The 19,918-nt window shown below is 73.6% G+C and carries 23 protein-coding genes; 19 read left to right on the top strand and 4 right to left on the bottom strand.

Annotated features, from left to right (window positions below; translation table 11 throughout):
- Positions 1–53: 53 nt before the first annotated feature.
- The 3 genes from ACIQUT_RS28040 to ACIQUT_RS28030 all read right to left on the bottom strand — a co-directional run bounded on the left by ACIQUT_RS28040 (position 54) and on the right by ACIQUT_RS28030 (position 3,224).
- Positions 54–1,214: a S1C family serine protease gene (locus tag ACIQUT_RS28040; protein WP_403566696.1), complete on the bottom strand. Its 1,161-nt coding sequence runs from the start codon at positions 1,212–1,214 to the stop codon at positions 54–56.
- A 161-nt stretch (positions 1,215–1,375) separates the two neighbouring features.
- Positions 1,376–2,398, bottom strand: a complete 1,023-nt coding sequence (locus ACIQUT_RS28035; protein ID WP_403566694.1) for a LacI family DNA-binding transcriptional regulator — start codon at positions 2,396–2,398, stop codon at positions 1,376–1,378.
- Between the two features lie 91 nt (positions 2,399–2,489).
- Positions 2,490–3,224, bottom strand: a complete 735-nt coding sequence (locus ACIQUT_RS28030; protein WP_403566692.1) for a response regulator transcription factor — start codon at positions 3,222–3,224, stop codon at positions 2,490–2,492.
- 525 nt (positions 3,225–3,749) lie between these two features.
- On the opposite strand from ACIQUT_RS28030, the gene ACIQUT_RS28025 reads away from it, so the two are divergent.
- From ACIQUT_RS28025 to ACIQUT_RS27970, 12 genes are all read left to right on the top strand, one after another.
- On the top strand, positions 3,750–4,004 hold the full coding sequence (locus tag ACIQUT_RS28025) for a MoaD/ThiS family protein (protein WP_179173447.1): 255 nt from the start codon (positions 3,750–3,752) through the stop codon (positions 4,002–4,004).
- Between the two features lie 10 nt (positions 4,005–4,014).
- Complete coding sequence (locus tag ACIQUT_RS28020) at positions 4,015–5,916, top strand: hypothetical protein (protein WP_403566690.1); 1,902 nt, start codon at positions 4,015–4,017, stop codon at positions 5,914–5,916.
- A gap of 121 nt (positions 5,917–6,037) precedes the next feature.
- Positions 6,038–6,784, top strand: a complete 747-nt coding sequence (locus tag ACIQUT_RS28015; RefSeq protein ID WP_403566689.1) for a DUF2993 domain-containing protein — start codon at positions 6,038–6,040, stop codon at positions 6,782–6,784.
- Positions 6,785–7,204: 420 nt separating this feature from the next.
- A complete protein-coding gene (locus ACIQUT_RS28010; protein WP_403566687.1) occupies positions 7,205–8,050 on the top strand; it encodes a sulfurtransferase in 846 nt (281 codons plus the stop codon).
- A gap of 55 nt (positions 8,051–8,105) precedes the next feature.
- A complete protein-coding gene (locus ACIQUT_RS28005) occupies positions 8,106–8,396 on the top strand; it encodes a DUF1416 domain-containing protein (protein WP_403566685.1) in 291 nt (96 codons plus the stop codon).
- A 170-nt stretch (positions 8,397–8,566) separates the two neighbouring features.
- Positions 8,567–8,830 carry a DUF3099 domain-containing protein gene (locus ACIQUT_RS28000; protein ID WP_403566683.1) on the top strand — a complete coding sequence of 88 codons (264 nt, stop codon included), beginning with the start codon at positions 8,567–8,569 and terminating at the stop codon, positions 8,828–8,830.
- A 112-nt stretch (positions 8,831–8,942) separates the two neighbouring features.
- Positions 8,943–9,719, top strand: a complete 777-nt coding sequence (locus ACIQUT_RS27995; RefSeq protein ID WP_403566682.1) for a hypothetical protein — start codon at positions 8,943–8,945, stop codon at positions 9,717–9,719.
- Entirely contained in the window at positions 9,716–10,567 is an 852-nt protein-coding gene (locus ACIQUT_RS27990; RefSeq protein WP_403566680.1) for a hypothetical protein, read from the top strand. Before ACIQUT_RS27995 ends, ACIQUT_RS27990 begins: the two co-directional genes overlap by 4 nt.
- On the top strand, positions 10,564–11,412 hold the full coding sequence (locus tag ACIQUT_RS27985; RefSeq protein ID WP_403566678.1) for a hypothetical protein: 849 nt from the start codon (positions 10,564–10,566) through the stop codon (positions 11,410–11,412). Before ACIQUT_RS27990 ends, ACIQUT_RS27985 begins: the two co-directional genes overlap by 4 nt.
- 303 nt (positions 11,413–11,715) lie before the next feature.
- On the top strand, positions 11,716–12,288 hold the full coding sequence (locus ACIQUT_RS27980) for an FABP family protein (RefSeq protein ID WP_403566675.1): 573 nt from the start codon (positions 11,716–11,718) through the stop codon (positions 12,286–12,288).
- A gap of 158 nt (positions 12,289–12,446) precedes the next feature.
- Complete coding sequence (locus tag ACIQUT_RS27975) at positions 12,447–12,908, top strand: Fur family transcriptional regulator (protein WP_403566674.1); 462 nt, start codon at positions 12,447–12,449, stop codon at positions 12,906–12,908.
- 21 nt (positions 12,909–12,929) lie between these two features.
- A complete protein-coding gene (locus ACIQUT_RS27970; protein ID WP_403566672.1) occupies positions 12,930–13,895 on the top strand; it encodes a YgfZ/GcvT domain-containing protein in 966 nt (321 codons plus the stop codon).
- A gap of 131 nt (positions 13,896–14,026) precedes the next feature.
- Here the strand turns inward: ACIQUT_RS27970 and dtd are convergent, their stop codons facing one another.
- Positions 14,027–14,452: a D-aminoacyl-tRNA deacylase gene (gene dtd, locus ACIQUT_RS27965; protein WP_179173437.1), complete on the bottom strand. Its 426-nt coding sequence runs from the start codon at positions 14,450–14,452 to the stop codon at positions 14,027–14,029.
- A gap of 162 nt (positions 14,453–14,614) precedes the next feature.
- Here dtd and ACIQUT_RS27960 point away from each other — a divergent pair, with 162 nt between their 5' ends.
- The 7 genes from ACIQUT_RS27960 to ACIQUT_RS27930 all read left to right on the top strand — a co-directional run bounded on the left by ACIQUT_RS27960 (position 14,615) and on the right by ACIQUT_RS27930 (position 19,878).
- On the top strand, positions 14,615–15,286 hold the full coding sequence (locus tag ACIQUT_RS27960) for an AmfC protein (protein WP_403566670.1): 672 nt from the start codon (positions 14,615–14,617) through the stop codon (positions 15,284–15,286).
- Positions 15,287–15,347: 61 nt separating this feature from the next.
- Positions 15,348–16,592: a GNAT family N-acetyltransferase gene (locus ACIQUT_RS27955; protein ID WP_403566668.1), complete on the top strand. Its 1,245-nt coding sequence runs from the start codon at positions 15,348–15,350 to the stop codon at positions 16,590–16,592.
- Between the two features lie 91 nt (positions 16,593–16,683).
- Positions 16,684–17,454 (top strand): putative protein N(5)-glutamine methyltransferase, encoded by a 771-nt coding sequence (locus tag ACIQUT_RS27950; protein WP_403566758.1) that lies wholly within the window; start codon positions 16,684–16,686, stop codon positions 17,452–17,454.
- Between the two features lie 123 nt (positions 17,455–17,577).
- The gene (locus ACIQUT_RS27945; RefSeq protein WP_403566666.1) at positions 17,578–18,144 is read left to right on the top strand and encodes a hypothetical protein; all 567 of its coding nucleotides are present in this window, start codon (positions 17,578–17,580) and stop codon (positions 18,142–18,144) included.
- A 224-nt stretch (positions 18,145–18,368) separates the two neighbouring features.
- The gene (locus ACIQUT_RS27940; protein ID WP_403566664.1) at positions 18,369–18,797 is read left to right on the top strand and encodes a helix-turn-helix domain-containing protein; all 429 of its coding nucleotides are present in this window, start codon (positions 18,369–18,371) and stop codon (positions 18,795–18,797) included.
- A gap of 26 nt (positions 18,798–18,823) precedes the next feature.
- The gene (locus ACIQUT_RS27935; protein ID WP_403566662.1) at positions 18,824–19,390 is read left to right on the top strand and encodes a hypothetical protein; all 567 of its coding nucleotides are present in this window, start codon (positions 18,824–18,826) and stop codon (positions 19,388–19,390) included.
- A 149-nt stretch (positions 19,391–19,539) separates the two neighbouring features.
- Positions 19,540–19,878 carry a DUF2516 family protein gene (locus ACIQUT_RS27930; RefSeq protein WP_179173453.1) on the top strand — a complete coding sequence of 113 codons (339 nt, stop codon included), beginning with the start codon at positions 19,540–19,542 and terminating at the stop codon, positions 19,876–19,878.
- Positions 19,879–19,918: the final 40 nt, after the last annotated feature.

The raw sequence follows: 19,918 nt of genomic DNA, 5'->3' as shown, positions 1-19,918 counted from the left end.
GCGGCCGGCGGCGGGCGGCCGGCGGTGCCTTCCAGCGTCGCACGGTCCGCCGGCTAGAAGCCCGCGCCGAAGCCGTCGGCGGTGGAGGAGGGGGAGCGGCCGCTGCCGCCGGCGGAGCCGCTGCCGCTGCTGCCGCCGCCCTTGCGGAGGGAGTCCAGGTCGGCCTTGATCGTGTTGACCGGGATGGCGAAGCCGAGGCCGACGCTGCCGGCGGCGGAGCTGTCGGCAGCGGGCGAGTAGATCGCGGACGGCATTCCGATGACCTCGCCGTTCATGTTGAGGAGGGCGCCGCCGGAGTTGCCGGGGTTGAGGGAGGCGTCCGTCTGGAGGGCCTTGTACGAGGTGGTGTTCGAGCCGGGGTTCCCGTTGAACTGGCGGCCGTCGAACGAGAACGGCCAGCTGCCGTCGCCGCCGCGCTGCCGCTGCGGCGCCTGCTCCGACTTGGGTACGTTCACCTCGCGGTTCAGCGCCGAGACGATGCCGCTGGTGACGGTGCCGGTGAGGCGGTCCGGGGAGCCGATCGCGACGACCTGGTCGCCGACCCGGACGCCGTCGGAGTTGCCGAGCCGGGCCGGCTTGAGGCCGGACGCGCCCTGGAGCTTGATCAGCGCGAGGTCCTTGTCCGGGTCCGTGCCGACGGTCTTCGCGGGGAACTTCCGGCCGTCGCTCAGTGTGACCTGGATCTCGGAGGCGCCGCTGATGACGTGGTTGTTGGTGGCGATCTCGCCGTCGGCGGTGAGGACGAAGCCCGAGCCGGTGCCCTGGCCCGACCCGGTGCGGGTGTCGATGCGCACGACGGAGGGGCTGACCTGCTCGGCGACCCCGGCCACCGTGCCGCTGTTGGACTGCGAGACGACCGTGCCGTTGAAGCCGCCCGCGATGCCCGCCCCGTCGCCGAGCAGCTGCTGGACGAGCGTGGCGGTGCCGCCGCCGATGACCGCCGCGGCGATCGCGACCGCGGCGAGCAGCGCCACCGGGCGCTTGGCCCGGGCAGCGTGCGCCGGGCCGGCGGGGGCGGGGCCGGCGGGGGCGGCCGGGGGAAGGGCCTCGCCGGGGAGCACCGGGGGCTGGTGCGCTTCGAACCACCCGGGCGCCGGGTCGTCGGAGCCCGGCAGGTAGGCGGGCGGCGGGGGGTAGGAGCCGCCGAGAGGCGCGCCCTGGTACGTGCGGTTCTCCTGCGGGTACCCGCCCTCGCGGCGGAAGCTCTCGGTCATGTCCAAGACTCTGTCCGCGGATCATGAGAGCTTTCTGAGTGCCCGCTGAGAAGCGCGACAGAACCTCGTGGGCCCGATGCAATACCGCCCCCGGCCCCGCCGGACCCGCCCCGGCCCCGCCGGACGGACGGAGCCGGCCCGGGCGGGAGGGGAGGGGCAGGTCAGAGGCAGCCGCAGGAGCGCCGGATCACCAGCGCCGACGGGAACTGCTTGAGCCGCTCCCGGCGCGAGCCGGACACCCGCAGCCCGTCGTCGAGGACGAGGTCCACGGCGGCCCGCGCCATCGCCGGGCGGTCCGAGGCGACGGTGGTCAGCGGCGGGTCCGTCAGCGCCGCCTCCTTCACGTCGTCGAAGCCGGCGACCGCCAGCTCCCCGGGCACGTCGATCCGCAGCTCCCGGGCGGCCCGCAGCACGCCGATGGCCTGGTCGTCGGTGGCGCAGAAGATGGCCGGCGGGCGGTCGGGGCCCGACAGGAGCTCCAGCGCGACCCGGTAGGCGTCGTAGCGGTTGTACGGGGCCTCGATCAGGCGGCCCTCGACCGACCGGCCCGACTCCAGCATGGCCCGGCGCCAGCCCTCGACGTGGTCGGCGACGGGGTCGCCGACCGACGGGGTGTTCTCGATGCCGCCGATGCAGGTGACGTACGCGTGCCCGTGTTCGAGGAGGTGGCGGGTGGCGAGCTGGGCGCCGCCGATGTCGTCGGTGACCACCGCGACGTCGTCTATGGCCTCGGGCCGCTCGTGCAGCAGCACGACCCGGGCGTCCCAGGCCTCGATCTCGGAGGCCGCCCGCTCGCTCATGCCCTGGCTGACCAGGATCAGGCCGGACACCCGCATGCCGAGGAAGGCGCGCAGGTAGTGGACCTCGCGCTCGTCCCGGTAGTCGGAGTTCCCGACCAGCACCATCTTCCCGCGCTCGGCGGCAGCCTGTTCGACCGCGTGCGCCATCTCCGCGAAGAACGGCTGGCGCGCGTCCGGAACGATCATGCCTATGAGGTCGGTGCGCCGGGACGCCATGGCCTGCGCGACCCGGTCCGGGCGGTAGCCCAGCTCCTTGATCGCTGCGAGGACACGCTCGCGCGTGGCCGGGGCGACCGGCCGGGGTCCGTTGTTGATGACGTAGCTCACGACGGCGGTTGAAGTACCCGCAAGTCGCGCCACATCATCCCGCGTCACCTTGGCCACGCTGGGAGTCTACGCGGGGTGACCGGCCTCTGGGCAGGGCATCCTGTGGATGGACGGTCACACGGGCTTCCGCCGTCCGGGGGACGGCCCCCTACGCGTCGGCCGAGACCTGTGAGGGCGCCCGCTCCGCGGCCTCCGCCGCGGCCCGGTCGGCCTTCTCCGGCGTGACGAAACGGTAGCCCACGTTCCGGACGGTGCCGATGAGCGATTCGTGCTCCGGGCCGAGCTTCGCGCGCAGCCGCCGTACGTGCACGTCCACCGTCCGGGTGCCGCCGAAGTAGTCGTAGCCCCAGACCTCCTGCAGCAGCTGGGCCCGGGTGAAGACCCGGCCCGGGTGCTGGGCGAGGTACTTGAGCAGCTCGAACTCCTTGAAGGTGAGGTCGAGGACCCGGCCCTTCAGCTTCGCCGAGTACGTCGCCTCGTCGACCGACAGGTCGCCGTTGCGGATCTCCATGGGGGAGTCGTCGGCGCCCAGCTGCTGGCGGCCGGTGGCCAGCCGCAGCCGTGCCTCGACCTCGGCCGGGCCGGCCGTGTCCAGGAGGACGTCGTCGATGCCCCAGTCGGCCGTGACGGCCGCCAGGCCGCCCTCGGTGACGACGAGGATCAGCGGACAGCCCGGGCCCGTGGAGCGCAGCAGCTGGCACAGCGACCGCACCTGCGGCAGGTCCCGGCGGCCGTCGACGAGGATGACGTCCGCCCCGGGGGTGTCCACGAGGGCCGGGCCCTCGGCGGGGGCCACCCGTACGTTGTGCAGCAGCAGGCCGAGGGCCGGCAGCACCTCGGTGGACGGCTGCAGGGCGTTGGTCAGCAGCAGGAGGGAGCTCATGCCCGCCCCCCTGCCCGGGTCGGTCGGGTCGGTCGGTGGTGCACGGTTCGCTGGTCCGTCACGTCGGTTCCTCCTCGGTCCCGTCGAGGACTTTCGCGGTACTGCTTCGTACGGGTGCGTGCCGGGCGCGGCGCGGTGCCCCGCGCCCGGTCCCTGCGGGCGTCGGCCGGCCCCCGCGCCCCGGGGGGCCGGCCGGGCGCCTTTGTTCTCGTTCCGTTCAACGTACTGAAAGCACAAAAGGACCCGGGGGCAACGTTGCCCGGATCCTTCGCCAGCAGGATAGCCCACCTGCCGACGCCCGGCCGAGGCTTCCGGGAACGCGCTTCCTGTGGTTCGCGCCACCCCCGGAACCAGCGTATGCCCCGGTTTCGGATGATCGGCGGGCTTCGGGAGGGCCGCTGTGGGCCGTCCGGGTGCGCTCCCGCCGCACCCGGGGCAAGCGGAGACATACGGAGGCACGCGGGACCAGCGGCCGGAAGGGGCCATCATGGAGGCCGACGGTGGAGCCGACGAAGAGGAGCTGCAGTGGCAACCGGAACCATCCGCTACTGGGCGGCGGCCAAGGCCGCGGCCCATACGGCGGAGGAGCCGTACTCGGCGCGGACACTGGCCGAGGCGCTCGACGCAGTGCGGGAACGCCACCCCGGGGAGCTGACCCGGGTCCTGCTGCGCTGCTCCTTCCTCGTGAACGACGAGCCCGTGGGCAAGCGCCCGCACGATGCCGTCCTGCTGACCGAGGGGGGCACCGTCGAGGTGCTCCCGCCGTTCGCGGGCGGGTGAGCGGAAACCGATGAGCACTCCTGAGGAACAGCAGCGGCAGCAGGCCGCCGGACAGCAGCAGCAGGCCGGGCATCAGGCCGCCGGGCAGCAGGCCCCCGCCGGGCAGCAGGCCGCCGGGCAGCAGGGATACGCGCCGCAGGACCCGTACGCGACCCAGACCTGGCAGTCGGACACCTGGGACACGAGCTACCAGCCGGTGATGCGCGCCGCCGAGCCGGTGCAGCCGCAGCAGCCCGTGGCGCCCGAGGGGTGGTTCCGGGACGACGCCCCCGCCGCACCGGCGCCCGCGCCCGGGCCCGTGGCCCCGCAGGCGTCCGCCGGCCCGGCGGCCGTGCCCGCGCCGACTCCGGCTCCCCGTACGGGGGCGGGGACGGGGGCGGACTGGGCGGAGACCGCCTACCTCCCGCCGTACCCCGGCCCGGCCGACCCGCAGGCGCAGCACCGGCACCGGCCGCAGATGCCGCCCCAGGCGTACCAGGCGCAGCCGCAGGCGTACCAGGCGCAGCCGCAGGCGTACCAGGCTCCGGTCGCGCCCGACGGGTGGTTCCGGGACGAGGCCCCCGCCGCGCCCGCGCCCGCCCCGGCTCCGGCTGCCGCGCCGGTGCAGGACTGGGCCGCCGAGACGGCCTACCTCCCGCCGGTCCCGCAGCAGAACGCCGCCGCGGCCGAGACCGCCTACCTCCCGCCGGTCCCGCCGGTGCAGCAGCACAGCGCGGCCGCCGAGACCGCCTGCCTCCCGCCGGTGCCGCCGGTGCAGCAGCACAGCGCGGCCGCCGAGACGGCGTACCTGCCGCCCGTGCAGGAGGGCGCCGCCGCCGAGACCGCATTCCTCCCGCCCGTGCAGGAGGGTGCCGTCCCGGAGGGCTGGTTCCGGGACGCGGCCCCCGCGGCTGCGGCCCCCGCCCCGGCGGCTCCCGGCGCCTCCGCGGCTCCCGCCGAGTCCTGGGCGGAGACCACCGCCTACCTGCCGCCGCAGGCCGCCGGCGGGCCCGGGGCGGCGACGCCCGGGGCGGCGACGTCCGCGGCCGGTCCGGAGGCGGCGCCCGCTGCCGCCGCCGCGCCCGGCCGGCACGCCGCGCCCGCTCCCGGCGGGCCCGCCGACCCGGCCGGGGAGCCCGAGTGGTCCCCGGCCACCCTCGGCGGGAACACCATGCGCGCCGTCGACCCGGCCCAGGCCCGCGCCGAGGGCCGCTCGCCGATCATCGACCCCGGCCCGCAGTCGGCCGTGGTGACCAGCGCGCTCGGGCTGCTGCTCGCCGTCGCCGCCGTCGTCGGGGACCTCGTGCTGCTCCTGCCGCTGGTGGCGCTCCAGGGCCTCACCGCGGCCGGCTGGTTCCGGCTCAACGGCATGTGGCCGGCCCGCCAGGGCATCGCCCTCGCCTTCGCCGGAGCCCTCGCCGCGGACGCCGCGGTGCTCGCGGTGGACGACACGTACGCCGCCGGCGCGATCATCGGCACGCTCGGCGTGTGGGTGCTGCTCACGCTGGTCCTCCAGCTGCGCAGCCAGGCCGACCCGGACGAGCGCATGTACGGCCTGATGGCCTCGGTGGCCTCCGCAGCCCTGGCCATCGTGTGCGCCGGCTACCTGGCCGCCGACTCCGCGGCCGTCACCGTCGGCGCGGCGGCCGTCGCGGTCGCCGTGTTCGTCCGCGCGCTGCCCCTGCCGCCCCTGCCGTCCGCGGGCGTGTCGCTGGCCGCGGCGGCCGGTGCGGGCATCGCGGTCGGCGGGATGACCTCCGTCGGGGCGGGCGGGGCGCTGCTCGGCCTGGCCGCCGGGGTGTGCGCGCTGATCGGGCTGCGCGTGGCGGCGTACGACTACCCGTCGAAGTTCGTGCACATGACGGCCGGCGTGGCGCTGCCGCTGGCGGCCGCCGCTCCCGCCGTCTACCTGATGGGACGGGTGGTGGGCTGAGGCCCGGGCAGGAACCCTGAACACGCGGGGCGGAGGCCGTCGGCGACGCTGACGGCCTCCGTACGTATGTGCATGGTCAACTAGAGGCGGACGTACCGGTCTTTACAGGGGGGAGAGGCACGTGCGTTTCCTGCGTGTCATGGTGATCGTCGTCGTGGTGCTGGGCGCGTTGGCCGTCGGGGCCGACCGCTGGGCGGCCGGCTATGCCGAGGGCAGGCTCGCCGAGCGAATACAGGCGCGCCAGGGGCTCGCCGGGTCGGCCGAGGTGGAGATCCACGGCTTCCCGTTCCTGACCCAGGCGCTGAGCCACGAGCTCGAACAGGTCGACATCCGGCTGGACGGCGTCGACGCCGTCGCGGACAGCCGCAAGACGCGGCTCTCGCAGCTCCGGGCGAGCTTCCGCGGAGTGAAGCTGAACGGGGACTACAGCGGGGGCACCGCCCGGAACGCCGAGGGCTCCGCGCTGATCACGTACCCGGACCTGACGGAGGCCTCGCAGACCGGCGTGAAGCTCGCCTACGGAGGGGCGCCGGACAAGGTGAAGGTGACCGCGTCCGTGGAGATCATGGGCCGGACCTTCACCCGCAGCGTGGTGTCGACCGTCACGCTCGTCGACGCGAAGGACGGCGGGAACGGCGGGAACAGCGGGAACGGCAAGGGCGGCGGCAAACTGGTCCAGGTGCGGGCTGACGAGGTCCCCGGCGAGGGCATCCCCGGGATCGAGAGCGCAATCCGCAAGAAGACCGACTTCGAGCGGCGCCTCGACGGCGGGCTGCCGGGCGGGCTCCAGCTGACCGGGCTGACCGCGGACGAGGCCGGCGTACACCTGGTGCTGAGCGGTACGGACGTCTCGCTGGCCGGATCGTGAGACAGGACGGTCCGATCCGCAGAAGGACGGGCCGCCGACAGGCCCCGGCAGGGGGTCGGGGGGCCGTCCTGGCCGGATCGCATCCCGAGATTCGGACGTTCCTGTCTCGATATATGACACACCGGTGACAGGGCGGCCGGTTCGTCCCTACGATCCAGGCATGAAGCATCAGCAGGCGGACCTCACGAAGCGACGGGCAGTAGACCTGTGTCGCGTCGCCGCCATGCTCTGTCGATCCATGTGACCTGAGAGCGCATCCGCTCCACCAGTTCGGACGACCGCCCTTCCCGCGTGGCCGTGCGCAGCCGTCTCCTCCCTGTCCACTGGCGCCTCCCCGCTCAGTGCCCACGGGAGCGCCCTGCGCCGCCCGCAGCAGCCACCCGCACCGCCCCGCCGCACACTGCCCCGGAGGAGAACACCATGAGCCGCAGCGACGTCCTCGTTGACGCCGACTGGGTCGAGGCCCACCTGAACGACGCCAACGTCGTCATCGTCGAGGTGGACGAGGACACGTCCGCCTACGACAAGAACCACATCGCCGGTGCCGTCCGGATCGACTGGAAGAAGGACCTCCAGGACCCGGTCCGCCGCGACTTCGTGGACCAGGAGGGCTTCGAGAAGCTCCTGTCCGCCAAGGGCATCTCCAACGACGACACCGTCGTCCTCTACGGCGGCAACAACAACTGGTTCGCGTCCTACGCCTACTGGTACTTCAAGCTGTACGGCCACCAGGACGTCCGCCTCCTCGACGGCGGCCGCAAGAAGTGGGAGCTGGACTCCCGCGACCTGGTCGACGGCTCCGCGGTCCCGAACCGCCCGGCCACCGCGTACAAGGCCAAGGCCCAGGACTCCTCGATCCGCGCCTTCCGCGACGACGTCGTGGCCGCGATCGGCTCCCTGAACCTGGTCGACGTCCGCTCGCCCGACGAGTTCTCCGGCAAGCTGCTCGCCCCGGCCCACCTGCCGCAGGAGCAGTCGCAGCGCCCCGGCCACGTGCCGAGCGCCCGCAACATCCCGTGGTCGAAGAACGCCAACGACGACGGCACCTTCAAGTCCGACGAGGAGCTCAAGGCCCTCTACGAGACCGAGCAGGTCGACCTGGCGAAGGACACCATCGCCTACTGCCGCATCGGTGAGCGCTCCGCGCTGACGTGGTTCGTGCTGCACGAGCTCCTGGGCCAGGAGAACGTCAAGAACTACGACGGCTCGTGGACCGAGTACGGCTCCCTGGTCGGCGTGCCGATCGAACTGGGCGCCAACAAGTAATCCCGGGCACGCGACACCCGGCAGAACCACTTCTCGAGGACAGGACGACAGACACATGTGCGGAGCACAGATCGGCGGACCGGAGCTCGGTGCGCTCAAGCCCGGTGAGACGGCCATCCAGGGTCAGGTGACCAAGAACGGCGAGCCCGTGAGCGGCTACGTGCGGCTGCTCGACTCGACCGGCGAGTTCACCGCGGAGGTCCCGACCTCGGCGACCGGCCAGTTCCGCTTCTACGCGGCGACCGGCACCTGGACGCTGCGGGCGCTCGTCCCGGGCGGCCAGGCGGACCGCGCCGTGGTCGTGGCCGAGGCCGGCGGCGTCACGGACGTGGCGATCGCGGTCTGACCGGCCACCGGCACCGGCACCGGCACCGGCACCGGTACCGCCGGTAGCCCACGAACCGGCCGAAGGGCCGCACCCCAGGGGGTTGGACGCCACTGGAGCAGGGTGCGGCCCTTCGCGCCGTCCGCCGCCGTACGCCTTCGCGGCGCCGCTTCCGGACCTACGCTGGAAGCATGTACGCGCGCCGGCGCCGCATCTACTTCCTCCTCATGGGCGGATGTCTCTTCCTCTTCGTCTCCGCCTGGTCCTTCGTGCGCCTGCTCTCGGTCGAGGCGGCCGTGGCCATGTGCGTCGTCGCCATGGTCATCCCGCCGGTCGCCGCGATGATCGCGAACCGGCGCGGCCCGGACGACCGCTGGTGGGACGACCCCTCGGGCGATCCGCAGTCCGACGAGTGGTGGGACGAACTGGACGGGAAGCGGCGGCGCGACGAATGATTTTCCGCCAGCGCGAAACGTAATGCGTTTCCGTACAACCGCTCCCCTCCGGTACATGTCATGTCCACGCGGGTGATCATCCGCGTGGACAGTCCTGTGGGGGGACACTTCCTTGGAACATGAACAGACCGCTTCCGAGCTGCGGAAAGAGGGGGACCCGTCGGCGCCGGGCGCTCGCCGCCGGGGCCGCCGCACCGCCCTGCTGATCGCCGGCGGGGCCGCCCTCGGAATCCTCGCCGGCACCGTCGCCGGGTACGCCGTCCAGTACGGGCGCCCTCCGACGCCGCTCGCGCCGCTCGCCCAGCAGAAGCTGGACACCCCGAAGGCGCTCGCGCCCGACGCCGGCACGACGCGCGAGACCATCAACGCCAACCGCCGCCACAAGACGGACGGCGACCTCAGTGAGCTGCTGGTCGAGATGCCCGGCGGAGCGAAGGCCCTCGGCAAGGGCTACGAGAGCCTGGACGTCTTCTCGCTCAACTTCGAGGAGCCGGACAAGGCCCTGAGCGGCTTCGCGGAGGAGGGGGTCCGGCGCGTCGCCGCCACCACCTGGTCCCAGGACGACCGCGTCCTCGTCGACGTGCGCCTGATCCAGTTCCGCGACCGCGACGGCGCGGACGTCTACCAGCAGGAGCTGGCCCAGCTCATGCCGCAGAAGGAGTACGCCGGCAACCCCGGCGTGGCCATCCCGGGGATTCCCGAGGATCTCGGGCACGTGTGGGTCGACTCCAAGGCCCAGGAGCGGCGGGGGTACCACCCCCTGCGCGGAGCCCGTGCCATCGCCCGCCGGGGCGACATCGTCATGGAGATCGACTACATCGACAACCGCGGTCAGGTCGCGGAGGGCGATGTCATCGACCTGGCCAAGCGACAGCTGGAGCGACTGTGACCGAGCCGCTGAACACGGACACCCCGACGGCTCCCGAAGCGGGCGAGCCCACGGGCGAGCCCACGGGCGGGGCCGCGGCCGGGGCCGCGGCGGCCGGGACCGGGGCCGGGGTCGGGCCCCGGCGCGGGCGGAAGGTCGTGGCCCTGGTCGCGGGAGCGGTCGGCCTCGCCGTCCTCGCCGGCGGCGGGATCGCGGCGTTCGTCGCGCTGGAGAAGGCCGACCGGACCGCCCCGACCCGCTATTGGAGCGCGGAGGGCCAGCGCCCGGCGGAGCCCGCCGAGCCCGCCCCCGTCCCGGTCGGCGAGCTGTCCGGGAAGCTGCTGCCGGTCCCGTCCGACTTCACCCTCGGCCCCGACCTGGGGCAGGACAGCAACGACTTCTCCGTCGCCGGCGACAAGGCCGTCCAGGGCTTCAAGGACGCCCGCGGAGGGCTGTCCAGCGCCTCGCGGAAGCAGCGCGACGAGGTGCTGGAGGGCCTGAAGCTCAAGGGCCTCGCGGGCCGCAGCTACACCAGGCGCGGCGGCACCGCCGTCTACCAGGTCCGCATCATGCAGGCCGCCCCCCACGCCGTGGGCAAGTTCTCCGAGGTGTCGAAGAAGCTCCTGGAGCTGACGGGTGACGGCCGCGGCGCCCCCGCGGTGGAGGGGCACCCGGAGGCCAAGTGCGTGCTGCTGGCCATCGGCGAGGGGAAGCGGGAGAAGATCGACTCGATGGACTGCGTGGCGGTCCAGGGTGATGTTCTGGTCCACTTCCGTGCGTTCGGGCCCAAGCCCTTCTCGCCCAACGACGCCGTCTCCTTCTTCAAGAACCAGCTGAGCCACCTGAAGTCCCCCGGGGAGTCCGTGTGACCGAGCAGCACACTACCGACACGGCCCCGCAGGGCCCGGACCCGGCCGAGCAGCCGCCGGCCGCGGCACCGGAGCCGGCCGCGCCCGGGGGCCGGCGCCGGACGGGCACGGCACTGCGGTGGCTCGCCGCGGCCGCCGCCTTCGCAGCCTTCGGGACCGGGACCGCGTACGGGATCACCCGGGCGGAGCGCACCGACCTGCCCGGCCTCGCCACCGCCGGCGACGGCCGCTGGGACTACCCGGTCCTCGCCAAGCCCACCCTGGCCCCCGGCGCCCCGCAGCCCTTCGCCCCCGACAACAAGGACGGCATCCACTACGCCGCCCTGTTCCAGCTGCTCCTGCCGGCCCCGGCCGGGTCCGCCCCGGACAAGGCGTTCAAGGTGGAGCAGGACCAGAAGGTGTCCGAGGACGCCTTCCTGGAGGAGTTCGAGCCCACCGTGCGCGCGAAGATGAAGCGGGAGTTCACCGACGAGGGCCTGCGCCAGATCGTCGGCCGCGGCTGGATCATGCCCGACGGCACCCGTACCCGCGTCTACCTGCTGCGCTTCGCCTCCTCCGGGTTCGCCGAGAGCCGCGAGCGCTGCGGCATCAACATGAACGTGAACGGCGTGAACCGGATCGAGGAGGACGAGGACTGGGTCAAGGCGAAGCGCGCGCAGCCCCGGCCCGGGGACGGTGCGCCGCAGCTGTTCGCGGAGGCACGGCCCGTCGGTGACGAGGAGGTGCGGATCGGGTGCGTCCAGGCAGGCGACGTGCAGGCCGCGGTGTTCCAGAGCCGCAAGGGCTCGGTGGCGAGCGTCCCGTTCCACCAGACGGTGATCCTGCAGGGCCAGCTGCTCCGCTGAGGAGCCCCGGGGCACGCCGCGCCGCGCCGGAGGTGACGGCTGCGGCCTACCTCGCGGAGTGCGCCGGTCCCCAGGCCAGTAGGCTTGGGGACCGGCCCCGTACCCGCCACCCGAAACCTCCGAGGAGCACCCCGTGCTTGAGGCAGTCTTCACCTCCCTGCTGGTCCTGGTCTGCGTCGGCGTCCTCGCCTTCTCCGTCCTGGCCGTGAAGAAGCTGTACCAGGGCCAGCGCTGATCCCTCGCGGACCAGCCATCCCCCGGACCACCGGAATCCCCTCCCAGAGATCGCCTGAGCAGCCACCCATGATCCAGATCCCGTCCGACCTGAACCCCGGCCTCGTCCCCCTGGCCTTCCTCCTCGGCACCTGGGAGGGCGCGGGCGTCTTCGACTTCCCCGGTGAGGAGAAGTGCAACTTCGGCCAGGAAGTCGTCTTCACCCACGACGGCCGGGACTTCCTGGAGTACACCTCCCGCACCTGGGTCCTCGACACCGAGGGCAAGAAGGTGCGGCCGCTGGAGTCGGAGTCCGGCTACTGGCGCATCGACGACCACCGCAAGGTCGAGGTCGTCATGGTCCGCGACCAGGGCGTCATCGAGGTCTGGTACGGCGAGCTCGCCGACAAGAAGCCCCAGATCGACCTGGCCACGGACGCGGTCGCCCGCACCGCCGCCTCCGGCCCGTACAGCGGTGGCAAGCGGCTCTACGGCTACGTCAAGAGCGACCTGATGTGGGTCGGCGAGAAGGCCACCCCGGAGGTGGAGCTGCGCCCGTACATGTCGGCCCAGCTCAAGAAGGTCGTCACGCCCGAGGAGGTCGCCGAGATGGCGCGCAACCTCCCGGACATGCCGGACGACGGCATCGCGTTCTTCCGCTGAGCCGCCGAACGGGCCGATCGGACTGAACCGGCCGAACGGGTCGAGCGGACTGAACCGGCCGAACGGATCGAACCGTCCGTCCGGCCGGACGCGCACATCGGACAAGGGGACCGCAGGCCCGCCCGCGGTCCCCTTCCCGCGCTTACACTGGCCGGGTGGTGAGCGCCGAAAGCCCCGACCGTGCCTCGGGCACCGACTGGAAGAGCGACCTGCGGCAGCGCGGATACCGGCTGACCCCGCAGCGCCAGCTCGTGCTCGAAGCGGTCGACACCCTGGAGCACGCGACGCCGGACGAGATCCTCGCCCACGTGCGCAAGACGGCCTCCGGGGTCAACATCTCCACCGTCTACCGCACGCTGGAGCTCCTGGAGGAGCTGAAGCTCGTCTCCCACGCCCACCTCGGGCACGGGGCCCCCACCTACCACCTCGCCGACCGGCACCACCACATCCACCTGGTGTGCCGCGACTGCGGGGACGTGATCGAGGCGGACCTGGGCGTGGCCGCCGAGTTCACCGAGAAGCTCCGCGCCACCTTCGGCTTCGAGACCGACATGAAGCACTTCGCGATCTTCGGCCTGTGCCGCACGTGCGCCGCCGAACACCGTGCCGAACCCGCATAGCAGGGTCGTAGGCTTGGTCCCATGACCAGCCCTTTGCTGAACCTCCCCGGCGCCGTCCAGGCCGAAGGCCGTGACGAGGGTGTCGCCGCCCACTACGGAGAGCTCTACGGCGAACAGCGCGCCCTCGCCGACGGCCGCGGTTTCGTCGACCTCTCCCACCGCGGCGTCGTCGCCGTCACCGGACCGGAACGGCTGAGCTGGCTGCACCTGCTGATCACCCAGCACGTGACCGAACTCCCGCCCGGGCAGGCCACCGAGGCGCTGATCCTCTCCGCGAACGGCCACATCGAGCACCAGCTCTACCTCGTCGACGACGGCGAGACCGTGTGGGCGCACGTCGAGCCCGGCAGCCAGGAGGCGCTGATCGCCTACCTGGAGTCGATGAAGTTCTTCTACCGCGTCGAAGTCGTCGACCGCACCGCCGAGTTCGCGGTCGTCCACCTGCCGGCTGGCTCCATCGCCGAGGTCCCGAAGGAGTACGTGGTCCGGGAGACCCCGCACGGCCGGGACGTCTTCCTGCCCCGCGCGGAGCTGGAGGCCTTCGCCGCCGCGCACGGCCCGGCCGCCGGGCTCCTCGCGTACGAGGCCCTGCGCGTGGAGGCGCACCGGCCGCGGCTCGGCCTGGAGACCGACCACCGCACGATCCCGCACGAGATCGGCCTGATCGGCACCGCCGTGCACCTGCAGAAGGGCTGCTACCGCGGCCAGGAGACGGTGGCCCGCGTCCACAACCTGGGGAAGCCGCCGCGCCGCCTGGTCTTCCTGCACCTGGACGGCTCCGAGGTGCACCTCCCGTCGCACGGCGCGCCCGTCCGGCTCGCCGCGGACGGGGAGGAGGGCCGCCAGCTCGGCTTCGTGACCACCGCGGTCCGCCACCACGAGCTGGGCCCGATCGCCCTCGCCCTGGTCAAGCGGAACGTGCCCGTCGACGCGCCGCTGCTGGCCGGGAAGACGGCCGCCTCGCAGGAGGTCGTCGTAGCGCCCTGACCGGCCCCTGACCGGCCCCTGACCGGCCCCTGGTCGGCCCCTGGTCGGCCCCTGACCGGGCGTGGCCCGGGCGTGGCCCGGGCGCGGCCCGGGTGCCGTCCGGCCCCGACCGGCCCCCGTCCGGGTGCCGTTCAGACGTCGATGACGATGGTGAACGGGCCGTGGTTGGTGAGCGAGACCCGCATGTCCGCCCCGAACCGGCCCGTCTCCACCGTCGCCCCCAGCGCCCGCAGCTGCGCGACGACCTCGTCCACCAGCGGCTCGGCGACCTCGCCGGGCGCCGCCGCGTTCCAGGTGGGGCGGCGGCCCTTGCGGGCGTCCCCGTACAGCGTGAACTGCGAGATCACCAGCAGTGGCGCGGCCACGTCGCTGCAGGACTTCTCCCCCTCCAGGATCCGTACGGACCACAGCTTGCGCGCCAGCTGCGCCGCCTTCTCCGGGGTGTCGTCGTGGGTCACCCCCACCAGGACGCACAGCCCCTCGCCGACGATCTCGCCCACGGTCTCGCCGGCCACGACGACGCTCGCGCCGTCCACTCTCTGCACCACTGCTCGCATACCACCTGTGTACCAGGCGTGCACCCGTCCGGGGCCGATCGGGTGGACGGGGACTGCGCCGGCACCACGGACAGTGGCACGATGCACGCAGGCGGTGCTTCCCCCCGGCCCCACGGGCCGGGCGAGACCCCATGCACCGGTCGAGGGGACGGACACGTTCACATGAATACTTCTGGTACCTCCGTATCTGCGTTGGCCACATCAGCCGCTTCAATCGCTCCAACCGCTTCGGCCGCTCCGGCCGCTTCAGTCCCGTCAGCAGTGGCCGCTCCGGTGGCCGGCGCGGTCCGACCACCCGCGCAGCGCACCGCGGAGGAGCAGGCGCCGACCACGCCCGCCACCCCGCCCGCCACCGCGCTCGGACTGCCGGAACTGCGCACCCTGCGGCGCGAGGCCCAGCGCGACGAGGCCGACCTCAGCTACATCCGCAGACTCCTGCAGGGCCGGATCGACATCCTGCGGGCCGAACTGGCCCGCCGCAGCGACCCGGAGGCGCCCGTCACGCCCGAGCCGCCGGTGGTGGACCGGCTCTCGGAGATCCTCGCCGACGCCCCGTCCAGCCGCAGCGCCTCCGCCCGGCACGTCACGCTCGGGACCCCGCACGGCGAGGAGTACCGGCTGCTGGCCGCGGAGATGCTGGCCGACGTGGAGCTGTCGGACCTCCAGGCCCGGACGGACGGCGAACTGCACGACGCGATGGGCCGGTTGGTGGGATACGAGCAGCAGGTCTCGCGCCGCCGGCAGCAGTTGCAGCGCACGGTGGACGCCTGCACCGCGGAGATCACCCGGCGCTACCGGGAGGGCGAGGCACAGGTGGACGACCTGCTGACGTGAGCGGCGCGGCGGCGGAAATTGCCGCGACGCGGTGCGGACGGGCGCACTAGCGTGGCGAGTTATGAGTGCTGACGTGCGGCTGATCGTCGAATCCGAATTCCCCGCCTGGATGCGGGCCGTGAACACCGGCTTCCTGACCGCGACCCGGGTGACGGATTCCGACGTCGCCCAGCGCGCCAAGTACAGCGACCTCGACCGCGTGTGGGGCTCCTTCGACGCGGCCACCGGCGCCTGCGCGGGCACCCTGCGCTCCTTCCGGCAGGAGCTCACGGTGCCCGGCGGGGCGACGGTCACCGCCGCCGCGATCACCAACGTCGCGGTCATGCCCACGCACCGCCGCCAGGGCCTGCTGAGCCGCATGATGGCCGGGGAGCTGGCCGCCGCCGTCGAGCGCGGCGACGTGCTGTCGACGCTGATCGCCGCCGAGTACCCGATCTACGGCCGGTACGGGTACGGGCCCGCGGTGACGGTCGCGGAATGGGAGATCGACGTCAAGCGCACCGGGCTGGACCCGCGCTGGTCGCGGCCCGAGGACGGCGGCCGGATCGACATCGTGGACGCGGCCGAGGCGCGCCGGGTGGGCCCGGCCCTGCACGACCGGATACGGGCCTCCCGGCACGGCGCGGTCAACCGCGACGAGCGCTGGTGGAGCCTGGCCACCGGCCGGGAGGAGATGTCGTTCCGGCCGTACAAGGACAGGTTCCACGCGGTGTACCGGACGGCGGAGGGCGAGGTGGCCGGCCTGGCGGCGTACACCGCCGACGACCACTGGACGGACGCGAAGACCCCGCAGAACACCCTCCAGGTCACGGAGCTGCTCGCCGCCACCCCCGCCGCCGAGCGGGCCCTGTGGCACTTCCTGTGCTCCATCGACTGGGTGCTGAAGGTGCGCACCGGCTACCGCGCCCCCGACGACCTGGTCCCGCACCTGCTGCCCGACCCGCGCGCGGCCCGGCTGGTGACCTGCGCGGACTTCCTGTGGGTGCGGCTGCTGGACGTCGTACGGGCCCTGCGGGCGCGGACGTACGCGGTGCCCGGCGTCCTCGTCCTGGAGGTCGTCGACCCGGACGGCCCGGCCGCGGGGCGCTACCGGCTCGACGCGGGCACGGGGGAGTGCACGGCCACCGACGAGCCCGCGGACCTGCGCCTGGACGCGGCCGCGCTGGGCTCCCTGTACCTCGGCGACCAGTCCGCGGTGCGGCTCGGCGCGCTCGGGCGGGTGGCCGAGGAGCGGCCGGGCGCGCTGGCGCTGGCCGACGCGGTGTTCCGGACGGCGCGGCGCCCCTGGTGCCCGGACGTGTTCTGACCGGGACGAGCGCGAGAACGTGAAGGTGAAGGTGAAGGCGGACACGGACGTGTACGTGGACGAGGGCGGGGCTTTGGAACTGGAACTGGACATGGACGTGGTGGGGGCCCTGCGCGCGGCGGGCTGTGTCTTCGCGGAGGAGGAGGCGGAGCTGCTCGCGGCGGCCGCCGACGACACCGCCCACCTGGCGGCCCTGGTGGCCCGCCGGGCGGGCGGCGAACCGCTGGAACACGTCGTCGGCCGGGCGGAGTTCTGCGGGTTGAGCCTGCGGGTGGGGGCGGGGGCCTTCGTACCGCGGCGGCGTACCGAATTCCTGGTGTCCGAGGCGGTGGCCGGGGCGCCGGACCGGCCGGACCCGGTGGTGCTCGACCTGTGCTGCGGTGTGGGCGCGCTCGGTGCGGCGGTCGCGGCCCGGCTGGGCCGCGGCGCGGAACTGCACGCCGCGGACATCGACCCGGCGGCGCTGGCGTACGCGCGGCTCAACGTGGCCCCGTACGGCGGCCGCGTGCACGAGGGCGACCTGTACGGGGCGCTCCCCGCCGGGCTGCGCGGCCGCGTCGACGTGCTGGTGGTCAACGCCCCGTACGTGCCGACCGGAGAGATCCCGCTGCTGCCGGCCGAGGCCCGCGAGCACGAGCCCGCGGTGTCCCTGGACGGCGGCCCGGACGGGCTGGACGTCCACCGCCGGGTCGCGGCGGGCGCGCTGCCCTGGCTGGCGCCGGGCGGGCGGCTGCTGATCGAGACGAGCGAGCACCAGGCCCCGCTGACGGCGCAGGCGCTGGAGGCGGGCGGCCTCACGGTCCGGACGGCCGTGTCGGAGGAGTACTGGGCGACCGTGGTGATCGGCACGCGCCCGGCCTAGCGGGTGTGGTGCCTTCTCCCCCGGGCGGGGGAGAAGGCCGGTCAGGCCTCCGTCCGCGGGCGGTGCGGGCAACGGTTCCGCAGGTCGATGACCGGGCCCGAACCCGCCGACACGATGGTCTGCATGACGCATCGACAGCACGCCCCCGCCCCCGCCCCTGCTCCCGCCTCGACCCCTGCCCCGGCTGCGGGGGCGCCCCGCTGGGCGGTCCGCGCCGCGCAGGCCGTCACGCTGCTCACCGTGCCGTCCGGCATCTGGCGCCTGCTGCTCGTGGCGGGCCTGCTGGCGGGCTACACGGAGGCGGGGTACGCGGCGGCCGGCATCCCGGGGTGGGGCCGGGTGTACACGGCCGCCGTCAGCGTGGGGAGCGAGCTGCTGGCGCTGCTCGCTCTCGGGCTGGTCCGCCCCTGGGGAGAGGTGGTCCCGCGCCGCATACCGTGGCTGGGCGGCCGACGGGTGCCGGTGCGCGCGGTCACGGTGGTGGCGGCGTCGGCCGCCGCCCTGCTGACCGCCGTGTGGACGCCGTTCGCGCTGTGGTGGATGCTCCCGCACCCGGACATGACGCCGCTCGGCGCCGCCCTCGTCGGGTTCCTCTACCTTCCCCTGATCGCCTGGGGTCCGCTGCTGGGCGCGCTCACGCTGGCGTACCATCGCCGGCTCCGCGGGCGGGGCGGCCCGGCCCGGGCCTGAGCCGGGCGGCGGAACTCCAGCCCTGGGCGTGGAGGCGTGTGAAGCCGTCCGGGAGGAGGCCGAGGGCGAACCCGAACTCGTGGGTGTCGGACCGAACTTCGTCCTCGGCGCCGACACCGCGCTCGTGGCGTACCTGCTGTACCGCTCGCGGCTGGCGCCGCGGAGTGGGAGATGTTGCAAGCGGCTGCTTGCAATAGTTAGCGGGGTGGGGCAGGATGCGGAGCATGGCATCGCTCAACGTCGGGAATCTCGGCGAATTCCTCCGCGAGCAGCGGCGGCAGGCACAGCTCTCGCTGCGGCAGCTGGCCGACGCCGCGGGGGTGTCGAATCCGTACCTGAGCCAGATCGAGCGCGGGCTGCGCAAGCCGAGCGCGGACATCCTGCAGCAGCTCGCCAAGGCGCTGCGCATCTCCGCGGAGACGCTGTACGTGCAGGCCGGGATCCTCGACGAGCGGGACCGGGACGAGGTGGAGACGCGGGCCGCCATACTCGCCGATCCGTCTATCAACAAGCAGCAGAAGCAGGTGCTGCTCCAGATCTACGAGTCGTTCCGCAAGGAGAACGCGGCCGAGGCCGAGACGGCGGCCGCGGCAGCGCCCGCGGCCACCGCCGGGCCGGCCGGCGCGGACGACGAGAAGCACTCCACGAACTGAAACTGTGATCCGGGAGGACCAGCCACATGGCCATCGCCGATGACCTGAAGAAGACCCTCGCCGACCCGACCCCGCTCTACTTCGCCGCCGGCACCGCCGACCTCGCGATGCAGCAGGCGAAGAAGGTGCCCGGCCTCATCGAGCAGCTGCGGGCCGAGGCCCCGGCGCGGTTCGAGGCCGTGAAGAACACCGACCCGAAGGTCGTGCAGCAGAAGGCGCGCGAGGCGCAGGAGGTCGTCACGGCCAAGGTCGCCGAGGTCCTCGGCGCCCTCGACGCGAAGATCGACGCGAAGAAGATCGGCGAGCAGGCGCAGGACCTGGCGCTGCGCGGGGTGGGCGTGGCCGCCGAGTACGCGGTGCGCGCGAAGGAGACGTACGACCGGGTCGCCGAGCACGGCGAGCAGGCGGTGCGGACGTGGCGCGGCGAGGTCTCCGAGGAGATCGTCGACATCGCCGTCGCCGTCGAGCCGGCCCGCGAGGACGCGGCGGCCGCGGAGGGCGAGGACAAGGCCGCCTCCCGGAAGACCACCACGCGCAAGACCCCCGCGAAGAAGGCCGCGGCCGCCGAGCAGGGCGAGCCGGCCGAGGTGTGAGCCGGCGCGGGCCGGATCCGCGCAGCGGATGACGGCGGGTCGGGCACCGGAGGGGTGTCCGGCCCGTTGGGGTGGGTGAAGGCCGCTCTGCCGGTAGCGTGGAGGCAGAGGACATCAGGCGTGCCACGTGTGAGAAGGCGGTCGAGTCGATGTTGATGAACGGGTTCGATAACGGGGTGCTCCCGTTGCTCGGGTTCGCCATGCTGGCGCTCGCCGTCGTGGCTTTCGTCTTCGCCCTGCTGGCCCGCGAGGACGCGTACCGCGCCGCCGACAAGCAGACCAAGACGTTCTGGCTGGTCATCCTCGGTGTGACCGTGGTGGTGGACTTCTTCCTGGGCATGCTGTTCCTGCAGATCGCCGGCCTCGTGGCGACGATCGTCTTCCTCGTCGACGTCCGGCCCGCCCTCAAGCAGGTCTCGGGCGGCGGCCGGCGCAGGGGCGGCAGCAGCAGCGACGGCCCGTACGGCCCGTACAACGGCGGCCGGTAGCAGAGCAGGCTGCCCGGCTCCTCGCCCGGCCCTGCCCGGC

This window comes from Streptomyces sp. NPDC090445 (assembly GCF_044769385.1).
Classification (GTDB): domain Bacteria; phylum Actinomycetota; class Actinomycetes; order Streptomycetales; family Streptomycetaceae; genus Streptomyces.
Note: the sequence above shows the minus strand (reverse complement) of the source record. Positions and strands in the feature narration are given on the sequence as shown.